This window comes from Methylobacterium sp. E-012, from assembly GCF_057836545.1.
Map to the genome: position 1 here is coordinate 937,169 of NZ_JBYQEY010000001.1, position 14,735 is coordinate 951,903.

13 protein-coding genes are annotated in these 14,735 nt (G+C 65.2%); 7 read left to right on the plus strand and 6 right to left on the minus strand.

Annotation, left to right across the window (positions count from 1 at the left end):
• The first annotated feature begins 67 nt into the window (after positions 1-67).
• Positions 68-997 (plus strand): AraC family transcriptional regulator, encoded by a 930-nt coding sequence (locus AC3IF1_RS04360; protein WP_489216130.1) that lies wholly within the window; start codon positions 68-70, stop codon positions 995-997.
• On the opposite strand, the gene AC3IF1_RS04365 is transcribed toward AC3IF1_RS04360, so the two are convergent.
• Positions 994-1,908 carry an SDR family oxidoreductase gene (locus AC3IF1_RS04365; RefSeq protein WP_489216132.1) on the minus strand — a complete coding sequence of 305 codons (915 nt, stop codon included), beginning with the start codon at positions 1,906-1,908 and terminating at the stop codon, positions 994-996. The genes AC3IF1_RS04360 and AC3IF1_RS04365 overlap by 4 nt on opposite strands.
• 99 nt (positions 1,909-2,007) lie before the next feature.
• Between AC3IF1_RS04365 and AC3IF1_RS04370 the strand changes: the two genes are divergently transcribed.
• Positions 2,008-2,862 (plus strand): helix-turn-helix transcriptional regulator, encoded by an 855-nt coding sequence (locus tag AC3IF1_RS04370; RefSeq protein WP_489216134.1) that lies wholly within the window; start codon positions 2,008-2,010, stop codon positions 2,860-2,862.
• Between the two features lie 263 nt (positions 2,863-3,125).
• Here the strand turns inward: AC3IF1_RS04370 and AC3IF1_RS04375 are convergent, their stop codons facing one another.
• The 3 genes from AC3IF1_RS04375 to AC3IF1_RS04385 all read right to left on the minus strand — a co-directional run bounded on the left by AC3IF1_RS04375 (position 3,126) and on the right by AC3IF1_RS04385 (position 5,907).
• Positions 3,126-4,478, minus strand: a complete 1,353-nt coding sequence (locus AC3IF1_RS04375; protein WP_489216136.1) for a transposase — start codon at positions 4,476-4,478, stop codon at positions 3,126-3,128.
• Positions 4,479-4,754: 276 nt separating this feature from the next.
• Complete coding sequence (locus AC3IF1_RS04380; RefSeq protein WP_489216138.1) at positions 4,755-5,465, minus strand: helix-turn-helix transcriptional regulator; 711 nt, start codon at positions 5,463-5,465, stop codon at positions 4,755-4,757.
• 25 nt (positions 5,466-5,490) lie between these two features.
• Positions 5,491-5,907: a DUF1761 domain-containing protein gene (locus tag AC3IF1_RS04385; protein ID WP_489216140.1), complete on the minus strand. Its 417-nt coding sequence runs from the start codon at positions 5,905-5,907 to the stop codon at positions 5,491-5,493.
• 490 nt (positions 5,908-6,397) lie between these two features.
• On the opposite strand from AC3IF1_RS04385, the gene AC3IF1_RS04390 reads away from it, so the two are divergent.
• Genes AC3IF1_RS04390 through AC3IF1_RS04405 form a run of 4 tightly spaced genes read left to right on the plus strand, consistent with a single transcriptional unit; the run spans position 6,398 to position 9,042 of the window.
• Positions 6,398-6,850, plus strand: coding sequence for a MarR family winged helix-turn-helix transcriptional regulator (locus AC3IF1_RS04390; RefSeq protein WP_489216141.1), 453 nt, complete (start codon positions 6,398-6,400; stop codon positions 6,848-6,850).
• 47 nt (positions 6,851-6,897) lie between these two features.
• Positions 6,898-7,461, plus strand: a complete 564-nt coding sequence (locus tag AC3IF1_RS04395; protein WP_489216142.1) for an isochorismatase family protein — start codon at positions 6,898-6,900, stop codon at positions 7,459-7,461.
• A gap of 1 nt (position 7,462) precedes the next feature.
• Positions 7,463-7,792: a hypothetical protein gene (locus AC3IF1_RS04400; protein ID WP_489216143.1), complete on the plus strand. Its 330-nt coding sequence runs from the start codon at positions 7,463-7,465 to the stop codon at positions 7,790-7,792.
• Positions 7,789-9,042, plus strand: coding sequence for an MFS transporter (locus AC3IF1_RS04405; RefSeq protein ID WP_489216144.1), 1,254 nt, complete (start codon positions 7,789-7,791; stop codon positions 9,040-9,042). The genes AC3IF1_RS04400 and AC3IF1_RS04405 overlap by 4 nt, the downstream gene beginning before the upstream one ends.
• A 285-nt stretch (positions 9,043-9,327) precedes the next feature.
• Here AC3IF1_RS04405 and AC3IF1_RS04410 read toward each other — a convergent pair whose 3' ends face one another.
• Together AC3IF1_RS04410 and AC3IF1_RS04415 are read right to left on the minus strand one after the other, a co-directional pair.
• The gene (locus AC3IF1_RS04410) at positions 9,328-10,995 is read right to left on the minus strand and encodes a methyl-accepting chemotaxis protein (RefSeq protein ID WP_489216145.1); all 1,668 of its coding nucleotides are present in this window, start codon (positions 10,993-10,995) and stop codon (positions 9,328-9,330) included.
• 64 nt (positions 10,996-11,059) lie between these two features.
• The gene (locus AC3IF1_RS04415) at positions 11,060-13,453 is read right to left on the minus strand and encodes a putative bifunctional diguanylate cyclase/phosphodiesterase (protein WP_489216146.1); all 2,394 of its coding nucleotides are present in this window, start codon (positions 13,451-13,453) and stop codon (positions 11,060-11,062) included.
• A 612-nt stretch (positions 13,454-14,065) separates the two neighbouring features.
• Between AC3IF1_RS04415 and AC3IF1_RS04420 the strand changes: the two genes are divergently transcribed.
• Positions 14,066-14,593: a tyrosine-type recombinase/integrase gene (locus tag AC3IF1_RS04420; protein WP_489220317.1), complete on the plus strand. Its 528-nt coding sequence runs from the start codon at positions 14,066-14,068 to the stop codon at positions 14,591-14,593.
• The last annotated feature ends 142 nt before the right edge of the window (positions 14,594-14,735 follow it).

The following is a 14,735-nucleotide window of genomic DNA, read 5'->3' on the forward strand; positions in this document are numbered from 1 at the left end:
GGTGATAGGAGCGCTCTGCCGGACGTGATACCGGCACAAGTCCGTATTACATTGGCGAACGTCCGAAATGGTCGACCCGCTCACCCAAGTCGTCGGGCTACTTCAGCCCAGCGCCTCGTTCTCCAAGTTGGTCGTGGCCGGCGGCGCCTGGACGGTGCGCCGCGACGACCACGGCCAGCCGTTCTATGCCGCGGTGCTGGAGGGAGAGTGCCGCCTCGCTATCGATGGTGAAGCGGACATCGTCCTCGCAGCCGGCGACTTCGTGCTGATACCCGCCGCAAGCGCCTTCGCCGCATCCAGCCTCGTCGCACCGTCGGCGGGGCGGGCGCCGCCGCCCGTTGAGGTTGGCCCCGGCGTGTTCCGGCTCGGCCCTTCCGAGGTGCCGCCCGACCTGCGCATGCTGGTGGGGCACTGCACCTTCGCCTCCGACGATGTGGACCTACTTCTGTCGCTCCTGCCCAGGTTCGTCCATGTGCGCGGTGTCGGGCGACTGGCGATGCTGCTCGGCCTCGTGAACGAGGAGACGCGGGCGGACAGGCCCGGCCGTGAAGTCGTTCTTGCGCGGCTTCTGGAGGTGCTGCTGATCGAGGCGCTCCGGTCCACCACGGGTCCGACGGCGCCCTCGGGCCTCCTACGCGGGCTTACCGACGAGCGCGTGGCCGCCGCGTTGCGCCGCATGCACGAGCGACCGACCGTTCCCTGGACGGTCGCCGCCCTGGCCCGAGAGGCGGGACTGTCGCGCTCGACATTCTTCGAACGGTTCCGGCGCGAGGTCGGCGTCGCGCCGATGGCGTATCTCCTGGCGTGGCGCATCGCGCTGGCGAAGGATCTGCTTGGTCGCGAGGGAGCCGGCGTGGCGGAGGTGGCCGAGCGCGTGGGCTACGGGTCCGCCAGCACCTTTAGCACCGCCTTCTCTCGTCATGTCGGCAGACCGCCAATCCACTACGCCCGCGAGCAGCGCGCCCAACCCCGCAGCCCTGCGCCTATGAACGTCTAAGAAGTGTGGTTTTCCGCACCGCGGGCGTAATTCATAGCGTCGAGATCGGCGATGAGGCCCCGGCCGTCAGGCTGCCAGCCGAGCCGGGACCGCGTCAGTGTGCTCGACGCCGCCATGTCGGCTCCGGCAAACCCCGCCAACCATCCGAAATGCGCGGCGGCCGCATCAGGCGCGACGGAGGCTGCGGGGACGCCAAGGCCCCGGCCGACGGCTTCCGCGATGGCCCGAAGCGGAACGCCCTCCTCGGAGACGGCATGGTACCGAGCCCCCGCCTCGGCACGCTCCAGGGCCAGCACGTAGAGTCGGGCGACGTCGCGCCTCGGTCCCGCCGCCCAGCGGTTCGCGCCGTCGCCGACATAGGCGGAGACGCCCTTGGCCCGGGCATGTGCGACGAGGTAGGTCACGAGGCCCTGCTTGACGGTATCGTGCACCTGCGGGAGCCGCATCACCGACACGTTGACGCCCGCGTCCAGCAACGCCGCACCCGCCTGTTCGGAAGCGACACGGGGGTTCGGGTGGTCCCTGTCGAAGACGTCCTCGGTAGCCGGACGGCCGGGTGCCGGGCATCCCATCGCCACGCCGGATGTGATCAGAAGGGGCCGATCCGAGCCCTTGAGCGCGGAGCCGAGGGCCTTAATAGCCCGCTCGTCCTTCTCGCAGTTAGCCACGAAGTTCGAAAAGTCGTCGTGATCGAACGCGGCATGGATCACGCCGTTGGCCCGGGCGGCTCCGTCGCGCAGGCTGCTCAGGTCCGTGAGGTCGCCCCGGTGCGGCTCGACCCCCGCCCCGCGGAGCGCCTCCACGCCGGCCTCGGACCGGGTCAGCCCGATCACCTGGTGCCCGGCGTTGACGAGCTCCGGGATGAGCGCCGAGCCGATGAAGCCGGTGGCGCCAGTGAGGAATACACGCATGGATGACTGTCCGCGTTGTGGAGAGAACCCACTGTCCGGCAGCTGGCGTCATCGTAAAATACGTGACCTTATCGGGGTATAGTCTCTCACAGGATCGCCATGCCGGCCGGCTCGGAGAACACCCTCGGCGCCTATCTACGGGACCGGCGGGCGAAGCTCGACCCGTCCTCGTTCGGGTTCGCGGGCCGCAGGCGGACGCCGGGCCTACGTCGGGAGGAGGTCGCCCAGCGTTCGAACATCAGCGCGACGTGGTACACGTGGCTTGAGCAGGGCCGCGGCGGTGCGCCCTCCGCGGACGTGCTGAACCGCATCGCCGCCGGGCTGATGCTGACCGATGCCGAGCGCGAGCACGTGTTCATGCTCGGCCTCGGACGCCCGCCGGAGGTCCGCTACGCGGTCGCCAAGGGCGTGACGCCCCGTCTACAGCGACTGCTCGACACGCTGGAGACCAGCCCTGCGCTGATCAAGACCGCCACCTGGGACGTCGTTGCGTGGAACCGTGCGTCGGCCGTCGTACTGACCGACTGGGACACGGTCCCGCCGGGCGAGCGCAACATCCTTCGCCGCATGTTCGGCTCCAGTCAGGTTCGCGCGATCCAGCACGACTGGGACAGCGTGGCACGCTACGTGGTCGCCGCGTTCCGCGCGGACGCCGCCCGCGCCGGCGCGGCGTCCGAGGTCGGCGCGCTGGTCGAGGAACTCTGCCGGACAAGCGAAGACTTCGCGGCGCTATGGCGCGAGAACGAGGTGCACCATCACGGCGAGGGGACGAAGCGGCTGAAGCACCCGATCCTCGGCGCCATCGAGCTTGAGTATTCCTCTTTCGCCGTCGACGGCCGCCCCGACCTTGGCCTGATCGTCTACAACCCCACCGTATCGTCCGTCAGAGAGCAGATCCGCAGGCTGGTCGATGCCCGGCCCGGCGACGAAACCCGCGCAGACCCGTTGCTGTAATTACGCCGTAGGCATCGACGTTTGGACATCGCAGCAGCGCCGACCGCGTCGGTGAAGATCGTCCCGTCGTCCATCGAAGACGGGCTCCGCCTTCCCGGATGGCGGCCTAATCATGTGCAACGATGTCGTGTCTGCTTCAGAGCATCGACAAAGAAATCCTGAATGGCCGCACTGGGTCGATTTCGTTGAAAAACTCGTTCTCGGCCGAGATCGGAGCGTGGGCGGGATGAGCCCTCGTTCCCGAGCCGGGTGTCCCTTGCCGGTCAAGCCGGGCTTGGCTGCGGGACCGGGATGATCTTGGCGAGCTTCCTCAGGTTCTGGGCGGCGGCTGCGAGGTGGAACTCGTCCCTCGCTCCGTTCGGTCCTCGTAGCCGGAGGCGGTCCAGCTTCAGGACGCGCTTTAGGTGGGCAAACAACATCTCGACCTTCTTGCGTTCGCGTCGTGAGGTTTTGCCTTCCTCGGACCGCGCGATGTCGCGGGCCATGTCCCGCGCGCCCTCGTAGATCGAGCGCGGGACCTTGCGCACCGGCTCGTTCGGGCAGCACCGCGCCTTCAACGGGCATGGCGCGCAGTCGAACTTGCTCGCCCGGTACAGCAGCGTCGCCCCGTCGTTGACCAGGGTGCCGGTCGTGGTCAGCACCTGGCCCGCCGGGCAGCGGTAGACGTCGCCCGGCTGGTCGTAGGTGAAGTCGGCGCGTGAGAAGGTGCCGTCGGTGCGGGTCGATTTGTCGAACACGCTGATGTGCGGCTCGATGCCCTGCTCGTAGACGAGCCAACCCAGCATCTCGGCCGAACCGTAACCGCTGTCGCCAGCCAGCTTGGCCGGATAGAGGTCGAAGCGCTCGCGCGAACGCTCGATCATGCGTTTGGCCGCTGTAACCTCGGCTTGCCGGATGGCTGTGGTCGCCTCGACGTCGACGATGATCGCGTGGTCGAGGTCGATCAGATAGTTGGCCGTGTAGGCGAAGAACGCCTGCCCGCCGTGCGCTCCAGTCCAGCGCGCGGCCGGATCGGCGGGCGAGATGAACTTGGGCGGCACCGGCGTCGCGGCCCCGAAGGCGGCCTCGTCGAGGACGGCGAGGTACTCCTGAGCAGCGCGGCTCACGACCTCAGGCGGCAGGCCGGCAGAGCCTTCCACCCCCTTCTGCCGATTGGCATCGGCCTTGATCAGGCTGCCATCGACGGCAAAGCCTTCGCCACCGACGAGCCCCTCGGCGATGCAGCGGGCGAGCACGGTCTCGAACAGGCGACGCAGGAGATCACTGTCGCGGAAGCGGCCATGGCGGTTCTTGGAGAAGGTAGAATGATCCGGCACCCGGCCGTCGAGACCAAGCCGGCAGAACCAGCGGTAGGCGAGGTTGAGGTGGACCTCGTCGCAAAGCCGACGCTCGGAGCGGATACCGAGGCAGTAGCCGACGATCAACATGCGGATCATCAACTCGGGATCGACGGAAGGGCGGCCCGTCGAAGCGTAGAACGGGGCCAGCTCCTGGCGCAGGCCGGTCAGGTCGACGAACCGGTCGATGGAGCGAAGCAGATGTTCGGCGGGGACGTGCGTCTCAAGCGAGAACTCATAGAACAGGGCACCCTGCTCGACTTGCCGAGGTCCCATCATCTGCTTCGATCTCCGTCTCTCGACAGAAGTGAATCACCTCATCACAACCGCTGCAACACCCGAGTTTTTCAACAGAATCGGTCGATAGAAGCTTGTCCGCCTTTCTGGCAAGTCTCATCCGAAGCGGCCGTTCCGCTTTCGGCCAGATCCGGTCCCGCGCTGGACGTCCCTGAATGGCTGGGTTGGGTGGGTTTCTGCCCGTCTGCTCTCGGACGACGAAGAACCGAAGCGGACGTTGCGATCGCGCCCGCTCGCGATCCTTGAAGTAGGACTGGATCATCGAACCGAGGACAGAGGAACAGCGCGCTTCTCGCGCCTCATCGCCAGCCAGCGCCGACGCAGGACCACGGAACGTTCGGGATAGCGTTCGTCGAGAAAGGCGATGGCAGCCAGTCGGTCGGTCAAGAACACCCGGAAGTCCTGCCGCAACTCGCACCACGCCATCAAGACGCGAACGGTCGCGACATAGCCGACCATGAACGGCCGGATGACCCGTTCGCTCGCCGCTCCAGTCTCATCGATGTAGCCGATGGCGAGCTTGCGTCCTTCACGGCACCACGTTCTCAGGCGTGCGATGTCGATATGGTCGTCGTCCCGATGCCGCGCGGGTGGTGTTCCGACCGCCGGATCGTCGATCACCGGACGCAGTTCCTCGGGCACGATCGCGGCGATCTTGGCCAGCACGCTGAGCGCCGCGCGGGCCAGCCCGGCATCGGCATGGGCGATCACCCATTGCGCGCCGAGGGCCACCGCCTCGACCTCGTCCGTGGTCAGCATGAGCGGCGGCAGGTCGAAGCCGCGCTCCAGGACGTAGCCGACACCCGCTTCGCCCCGGATTGGTACGCGCTGGGCGACCAGCGCATCGATGTCACGATAGATGGTGCGCTTACTCGTCTCCAGTTCGGCGGCGATCCGGTCGGCCGTGAGCGGGCCGGACGCACGGCGCAACACCTGGATGATCTCGAAGAGGCGGTCGGCGCGGCGCATGGCCCGTATCCGATGGCGGGCGGTCCTACGATAGTGCCACCAGGATCGCGCACGACATCAAGCTGCCGATCACAAAGAAGGGGGCGTTGAGGGCCGTGTACGCGAAAGGGCGCGGAAACAGCGGATTGATCGCGATGTTGAGGGTCATTGGAACAAGATAACCGACACCGACCAGGGCACCCAGGCCGAGCGCATCCCCGTAAGTCGTGAGGCCGAGGGCACGCAGGAGGATGGCGCTGGTGGCGACGGTGAGCGCTGTGCACGCGAAGGGACCGGCGAGGGACAACAAGCCGGGCTTTTCCTGCGGCTGGTCGGCGATGCCGAGCACGACTAGGTAGTGCTTGCCGACCAACCCCACGAACCACACTGCGCCCAGGGCGAAGTGAGCGACGCTGGCGACTGCAACGGCGAGCCAGTTCACGTGGGAGAGAGCTTCGATCATGGGGCTTATTTCCTTACACCGGCCGTTGCCGAGGCCCCCGTAATAGCGAGGCGCTGCTGCCACCGTGCTGTCAGCAGCGTTGGCGCATCCTGCCGGTTTCCCAAGCCGAACCGCCCATGATCGGTGGCCGACCGATGACCGCTTTTGGTCAATCACGGCAGCTTTCAACACGACCGAGTCGGGTCGGTAGCCGAATGGCGGCTCGGGGTGGGCTTCTGCCGGTCTGCTTTTGGTCGACAAGCGGACGTGGCCGCTCCGCCCTCTTTCGACCCTCTTCCGCACTTCGGAAGGTGCGCTTGCTGGCGCTCTGATCGGCCCTGAACGCGAAACCTGATTGCGACCAGCTCCTGATCATGTCGTCCGCTCCGCGGAACTGCTGGGATGGCCTGCAATGTTTCACCCCTCTTCGCCGACGGGCGGCACTTGCATCTATCCCTATGAAGCGCAGGCAATCTTTACAGATTGCCTTCATAAATGTAGCGTCGTGGGCATGAGCGAGCTGTCCCTTGAGCGAACGTCTGTAAGCGCTGCGGCCTTGGCGCAGGAGCTGCGTGCCCTGGCTGGCCAACTGAAGCGCCGCTTGCGTGAGCAGGGCCATACCGGCGACCTCACACCATCGCAGACCGCCGTCCTTCTACGCCTGGAACGAGACGGTCCCACTACGACATCGGCACTCGCCCGAGCGGAGGGCATGCGCCCACAATCCATGGGGAGCGTGATCGTGGCACTCGAAACCGGTGGACTGGTGAGCGGCGTGCCTGACCCGAAGGACGGACGTCAGACGATCCTGTCGCTGACGGAGCACTGCCGGCAGTGGCTCCGCGATGGTCGGGCAGCGCGGCAGGATTGGCTGTCGCGCACCATTCAGGGCCACCTCTCGCCACAAGAGCAGGAGCAGCTCGCGGCGGCGCTCATCCTGCTCCGGCGCCTCGTCGACGCCTAAGCCGCACTCCCGATCCAGCCAGTGAACCCAATCGAAGGACCACGCCCATGGCGCTGACCACGCTCGATCCAAACACAGCACTCGTCGTCGTCGACCTGCAAAAAGGTACCGTCGGTTCGCCCCCAGCGCCTTCTATGGAGACGGTCGTGGAGCGGAATTGCCGCTTGGTGGAAGCCTTTCGCGCCCGCGGCCTTCTCGTCGTCCTCGTCAACGTCACCGACGTTCCGCCGGGTCGGACGGAGCAGCCGAAGCTCGATACGAGCACGCTTCCCGAGGACTTCGCCGACCTCCTTCCGGAACTCGACCGGCAGCCCGACGACATCGTCGTCACCAAGCGAAGCCAGGGCGCATTCGCTACCACCGACCTGGAGAAGCGTTTGAGGTCGTCGGGCGTGACGCAGGTGGTGATTACCGGTGTCGCCACCGGATCGGGGGTCGAGTCCACCGCTAGGCAGGCTTACGAACTCGGGTTCAACGTCACGCTCGCGATCGACGCCATGACCGACCGGCGCCCGGACGCGCACGACCACAGCGTGCGGAGCGTCTTCCCGAGGCTCGGGGAGACCGGCTCCACTGATGCGGTCATCGCCCTGCTGAACGAGAGGGATTGAGATGCCCTCGCTCCCACTCGCATCCTACCTTCTCGGGGGGGCCTTCCTGGCGAATGCGGTCCCGCACGCCGTCAGCGGCCTGATGGGTAGGCCGTTCCAGAGCCCGTTCGCCACGCCGCGTGGTGAGGGCCTCTCCTCGGCGACCGTGAACGTGCTCTGGGGCTTCGCCAATCTGGCGGTCGGCTACCTGCTCGTGGCCCAGGTCGGCGACTTCGACCCGCGGAACATCTGCCACGTCGCGGCGCTCGGGCTCGGCATGCTCCTGATCGGCGTTCCGCTTGCGCGGCACTTCGGACGCTTCCATGGCGGAAACCTGCCGGAGCGCTCGTGAACGCTCCGGCTCGTGGCGTCTTCCGATCGCTGACCAGCTTCAACTATCGGGTTTGGGTCGCGGGTGCCTTCGTGTCCAACGTCGGAACCTGGGTGCAGCGCACCGCTCAGGACTGGCTGGTGCTCACCGTGCTCACCGATCACAGCGCCTCGGCGGTCGGCACCGTTATGGCGCTACAGTTCGGGCCGCAGCTTCTCCTGTCGCCTTGGACCGGTTACGCCGCCGACCATCTCGACCAGCGCAGGCTCCTGATAGCAACCCAGGCCGCGATGGGCACACTGGCTCTTGCACTCGGTGTCCTCACCGTCAGCGGGATCGTGCAGCTCTGGCACGTCTACGTCTTCGCGGCGCTGTTCGGCAGCGCGGCGGCCTTCGACGCGCCCGTGCGGCAGATCTTCGTGGGCGAACTGGTGGGAGACGCGAACCTCGCCAATGCTGTCGCGCTGAACTCGACCTCGTTCAACGCCGCCCGAATGATCGGCCCGGCCGTGTCCGGACTTGTCATCGCTGCGGTCGGGACTGGATGGGCCTTCCTGATCAACGGCGCCTCCTTCGTTGCGGTGCTGGCATCCTTGTGTCTGCTGCGCGTCGGCGAACTCCACAGGCGTGAGAGAGCAAATCGGCGCGGCAGCATCGCCGAGGGCTTCCGCTATGTGTTGTCTAGGGCCGACCTCAAGATCATCCTGATCATGCTGTTCCTGATTGGCACCTTCGGGCTGAACTTCCCGATCTTCATCTCCACCATGGCCGTCGGAGTCTTCAACGCCGATGCCCGTGGATACGGTCTGCTGTCGGCAAGCATGGCGGTGGGAACGGTGGCCGGTGCGCTCCTGAGTGCCGGGCGGGGGCGCCCGACCTTCGAGACCTTGCTGATCGGGGGCGCCTTGTTCGGATTAGGGTGCGCGCTGGCAGCCATCTCCCCGGGCACTTACACGTTCGCGGCCGCTCTCGCCCTAACTGGCGTGGCGGCCCTGACCTTCACCAATACCAGTAACAGCCTGATGCAGCTGTCGACCGAGCCCGCTATGCGTGGCCGTGTGATGGCGCTGCGCGTCGGCGTCGCTCTTGGTGGCACTCCCATCGGAGCGCCGATCGTCGGCCGGATCGCCGACCATCTCGGACCGCGTTGGGCACTCAGCGTCGGCGCCATGTCCGGCTTCGCGGCGGTGATTGTGGGAGGTTATTTCTTGAGGGGAGAACGGCGTAGGTTAAGGGCGATCCGCCTCGGTCAGCGAGGAGGCTCGCGATGAAATCCTGAGCAAGAACAGAAACTTTACTTGGTGCAATCTAATCATGGTTGAAACGCCCAAGCGGGCCAATCGCTGTATTCTGCGAATGACCAGATGGGTAAGGAGTTTGAGGTCCGCTCTCGGACATCGGGCCAATGGCTGCTTTCGGGAAGCGCCGAAGGCGATCCGGGCGGCTGCTGTGGGTCGGAAGCCGAATGGCGGCTGAAGGTTATTTCCTGCCTGTCCGCTTCTCGGTCCAACAAACCGAAAAGCGGACGCTTCACAGTGCAGCGTGCGATCTTATCGCTACGCGGCGCGCACGGTTGCGAGGAAGCGGTCGACTTCGGCGGTGAGGTGCTCGGACTGACGCGAGAGTTCCGAGGCTGCACCGAGCAGTTGCGTGGCGGCGGCCCCAGTTTCCTCCGAGGCCTGCGCCACGCCGGCGATGTTGGCCGTCACCTCGTTCGTCCCCGCCGAGGCCTGCCCTACGTTGCGCACGATCTCCTGCGTTGCCGCGCCCTGCTGTTCGACCGCAGCCGCGATCGACGTCGCCACGCTGTCGATTTCCCGGATCCGCCCCGTGATCCCGCCGATCGCCGTTACCGCTTGGCCGGTTGAGCCCTGAATCTGAGAAATCTGAGCAGAGATCTCCGCGGTTGCCTTGGCCGTCTGCTCGGCCAGAGCCTTTACCTCCGCGGCGACTACCGCAAAGCCACGACCGGCTTCGCCGGCCCGCGCCGCCTCGATCGTGGCGTTGAGCGCCAAGAGGTTGGTCTGGCCGGCAATGCTCGAGATCATCCCGACCATGTCGCCGATCCGGGCAGCGTTATGGCTGAGAGCCTGGACGAGATGGGCGCTCTGGTCTGCCTCGCCCACTGCGGCCTGCGCAAGATGGGCCGAGCCGGTCACCTGCCGGCTGATCTCCTGCACCGACGAGCTGAGTTCCTCGGCAGCAGCTGCGACTGTGTTGACGTTGGTCGACGCCTCTTCGGCAGCGGCGGCCACGGTCATCGACTGACGCGCCGTCTCCTGGGCGGTCGCGGTCATCTGCTGAGCGGTCGCCTGGAGCTCGGTGGCAGAGGAAGAGACAAGGCCGACGATGCCGCCGACGGCGCGCTCGAAGCCATCGGCGAGCTCGATCATGGTGCGGCGGCGTTCAGCGGCGGCGGCCTCATCGGCGCGGCGCTTGACCTCGGCCTCTTCGGCGGCCCTGCTGGCGACCATGGCCTTGATGCCCTCGACCGCCTTACCCACTGCGCCGATCTCGTCGCCGCGGCTTGCGTCGCGGATTTCGGCGTCGACTTCACCCTGGGCCATCCGCTGCAGCACGGCGACGAGGTTGCCCAGCGGGCGGGCGACCTGCAGGATGATCACGTACACGCCGTAGGCGATGCTGAGCGCGGCGACGACGAGCGCGGTCAGGAGCGCGAGGCGCGACCAGCCGGCAGTCGCTTCGGAGCGCTGGTATTCGGCCTCGGCCTCCCGGACCTGCAACGCGGTCAGCTTGCTCAGTGTCGCGGTGGTAACCTGCATGCTCTTCAAGAGATCCGTGTGCGTAGCGTCGAAATTCGAAGCGGCACCGGCGGCGACGCGCTGGAGGATCTCGGTGACGATCACATCGTTCCGATTGATGCGCCCTTGCAGGTCCTTGGCGAGGACCTCCTCCTCCGGGGTTAGGAAGGTCGCCAGATAGGCCGACCACTCCGTGTGGAGCTTCGACATGTCACGATCGATCCTGTCCCTCGCCTGAGCCGGCTCGATCTGCTTGCTGCGCAGCATGCGCGAGGTATCGATCAGGTCATCGTAGGCGTCACGGATGACACTGAATTGCCGAAGGCAGATGACACGATCGTCAAAGACAGTCTTCAGGCTCTGATGACTCCAATGAAGCGCAAGATTTCCTAGTGCGGCCGTTGCAAGCAAGACTAGGCCGAGGCCGCCGAGCAATGCGATGAGCCGCAGTTTGATCGTCATTTTCGTGAGGCAGATTTCCAAGCACCGGAACCCGAAGCCGCCGACAGTGCAGCACAACTAGCCGTCATCGACTGGCTACATGGTATAGAGGCAGAGCGTCTAAGCTTTGAGACGATATCATCTCAAGCATTGGCATCGAAATTTTTTCGAATTGAAGGTCGCCCGCTGGCTTTGGGCGGCTATAGTAGTAACCCTGGAGCTCTTCGCAGCCGCATTGTCGCAGTCGTTCAGCCTGCTCGCTCGTCTCGACACCCTCCGCCGTCACGGACATGCCGAGCCCTCGGGCCATCTCGCGGATCGCCTGTACGATGACCTGATTGTCCCGCCGCGTCGTCAGTTCTTGAACAAACGAGCGATCGATCTTGATCTTGTCGAACGGGAACATGCGCAGATAACTGAGTGACGAGTATCCGGTGCCGAAATCGTCGAGCGCCACGCGGACACCCAGGGCCCGGATCTGTCGCAAGGTATCGAGCGCGACTGTGACGTCGTCAATCAGGACGGTTTCCGTCACTTCGATCTCGAGACGCGACGGTGACAATCCTGCGGCGGTCAGCGCCGCCAGGATTGTCCGCGGCAATTCCCGATCGCGGAATTGCACGGGGGAAATGTTGACCGATACGCGGCGATCCGCAGGCCAGCGTACCGCCGCCCGACAGGCCTCACCGAGGATCCAGGCTCCGATGGGCACGATGAGGCCACTCTGCTCAGCTGCCGGGATGAAGTCCGCCGGCGCGATCATACCCCGCTCCGGATGATGCCACCGCAGCAGCGCTTCGCAGCCGCTGACACGCCCGGTCCGCGCGCAAATGTAGGGCTGGTAATGCAGCACGAGCTCTTCGCGCGTCAGCGCCGAGCGCAGATCCTGCACGAGACGGTGCCGCTCCTGCAGACGACGATCCATCTCCATCTCGTAGAAGCGGAAGGTGCCGCGCCCTTCATCCTTGGCCCGGTAGAGCGCGGCATCGGCGTTCTTGATCAGCGCGGAGGCCGTCTCTCCGTCCGTCGGGGCGAAGGCGACACCGATGCTGACGCCGATCGTCACCTCGTCGCCGGCGACCGAAAATGACGAGCCCAGCGCGCGGATGACGTTCTGCGCGAGCGCCTCGACTTCCTGCTGACGTTCTCTTTTAGCGACCAAGATCACGAACTCGTCGCCGCCCAAGCGGGCGATATGATCGTCCACCCCGGTCACGGTACGCAGGCGTTGCGCGACTGCCTTCAACAATTCGTCGCCGGAGGGATGGCCGTAGCGATCGTTCACGCCCTTGAAGCCGTCCAGATCCAGGCTGAGCACCGCAAAGCCCCCGCGGCCGTGTTGAAGGAGGCGATCGAGGCTGTCGCAGAAGAGCGTGCGGTTCGACAGATCGGTGAGGGCATCGTGATGCGCGAGATAGGCGAGACGCGCTTCGGCCTGCTTGGCCAAGGTGATGTCGGCACAGACGCCGCGATACCCCGAAAACGCCCCCTGCCCGTCGTGGAACGGCCGGCCCGAGAGCGACCACCATCGCGGAGTGCCGGCGATGGTGAACGGTATGACGACATCGCGAAACGCCGTGCGTGCAGTGATGTGCTCCACAAGCGCCCGTCTCGCTTCAGCGTTCCCGGCGACACCATCGTCCGCCATGAGCTGATCCAGAGCCGTGCCCTGCATAAGCTCGACGGGCCGGTCGAGCGCCTCGACAAAGCGCTGACTCAAATTCCGATACCGCAGCTTGGCGTCGGTTTCCCAAAGCCAGTCGCTCGTTTGATCTTCGTAGTCCTTCAGCAATACACCGATTGTGGCGCCTTGTTCCTCCAACTCGGCCTGCTGCCGTTGGTTGGCGGTAAATAGTGCAGACTGACGTCTTGCAGTGCCTAAAACCGTGACGCCTCCGGCGACAAACAGCAAAGTCAGATACAGCGTGTAGGCGTTGCCCCCGGAGGCGAGGAAGCCTGCGATGGTGAGTCCGCCGACCAAGCCGACGTAGGTGATCGCAGCCGGTAGCACGGGCGCGAGAATGAGGCCGCCTGCCCACAGCAAACCAGTGACGAAGCAGACGACGCAGGTGGCTTCGGCTCCCGTCGTTCGCGACAGCAGCCAAGCGGGCACGCTGGCGAAGAGCAGAGCCATGACGGCCGCCTGCCGTACACGCTTTCGATCGAGACGAAGCGAGGCATAAAGACGTGACGACTGCTTGTTGGTTCGGATCGCCGTGATCAACCGCGCCGTGCAAAGGGCAACGATGATCGCACACCACGAGAGCATCACGACGGGTTGAGCCCGCCAGAGCAGCAGCGTGAGCGGGACGACACAGGCGATGTTGGCCAGCATCATCGCGGGCACGAGCTGATCGATAGCCTCGTGTCGCCGAGCTCGGATGCGACCCAGCTTCAGCTCGTCGGCAGGCAGGTGCGTGTCGAGCGCTTGATCGGGAAGCGGCCCGCCTTGCGGTGCTTCGGCTCGGATTGTCCGCATCAGTCTGACTGTTCCAACTGAAGGATCAGCATGTCCCTTTGTCTGGGGAAGTACGCGGCTCTTATTAAATTTATATGTATCAAGATAGTTTTAGACCGGGTGGTCTTGAGCACCTTTTGTGATGACGGATTTGTTATCGCGGCGATTTGACCAGCTGCGAAAGGGAGACGCGCCGCGTTCCCGCCCTCCCGCATTCTTCCGACTTACAACCCGTCGCAGACCGTACCTTGTTGGGACACACCATCCGGGCGAGCGATGTTGGCAACCATGCGGATGCCCGCCGGTCGGTTTTCCTCACGGCTACCGAAGCAATGGGACCGGGCAATGCTTCGCGAGTTAGGCGGCTCCAGGAAAAAGCCGAGTTATGTTCGCTTAAGGGGAGAACCGATCATCGGCTGTTTGTTGGAGATGGGTCGCCAGCGGAACGTCCGCATGTGTCCCCATCTTCATAGCTTTGGTTCGGGTGTCTCCTCGCCTCGTCGGCATGAGCCGGCGAGGAGACAGACGATGGGACACTCAGCACACGATCCGGCCACGAAAGGGCGGCCGGCCTGGAACGCGGGCCGCAAGCTCGGCGCCAAACGAGCTTTTAAACCGCAGCAGGTCTAGGCCATCCGATTCTGGCTCGACCGCGAACGGCGCACGCGCGACCGGGCAATGTTCGACCTTGCCATCGACAGCAAGCTGCGCGGCTGCGACATCGTCAAGCTTAAGATCGGCGAGCTCGTCAGCGGCAATCGTGTCCGTAGCCGCGCCATCGTCATCCAGCGCAAGACCGGTCGACCAGTGCAGTTCGAATTGCTCGAACCTGCACGTACCAGCATCCTCGCATGGCTAGAGGCCAGGGGTGGAACGCTCGAGGACTATGCTTTTCCGAGCCGGCTCGACGGCGTCACGCACATCAGCACCCGGCAGTATGCTCGCCTGGTCGATGAGTGGGTCACGGGCATCGGGCTGCGCAGCGAGGACTACGGAACCCATTCCCTGCGTCGCACGAAGGCGTCGTTGCTCTACAAGCGGACGGGCAACCTGCGTGCCGTCCAGATCTTGCTCGGTCACACCAAGATCGAGAGCACGGTCAGGTACCTCGGTGTCGACGTCGAAGATGCCTTGACCTTAGCCGAAGGCACGAAGATTTGAGCGTTCGGCCCCTCGGCTTCAGTGTCGAGGGGCTTTCAGAGCAGCCCGGCAGAAAAGCGCCCATCTCGGTCATCCGACTGCCATCGGCAGCACCTCCGAAGCGGACATGGGGCAAGGCCGAGCGCCGTCTCGCCTGCGATAC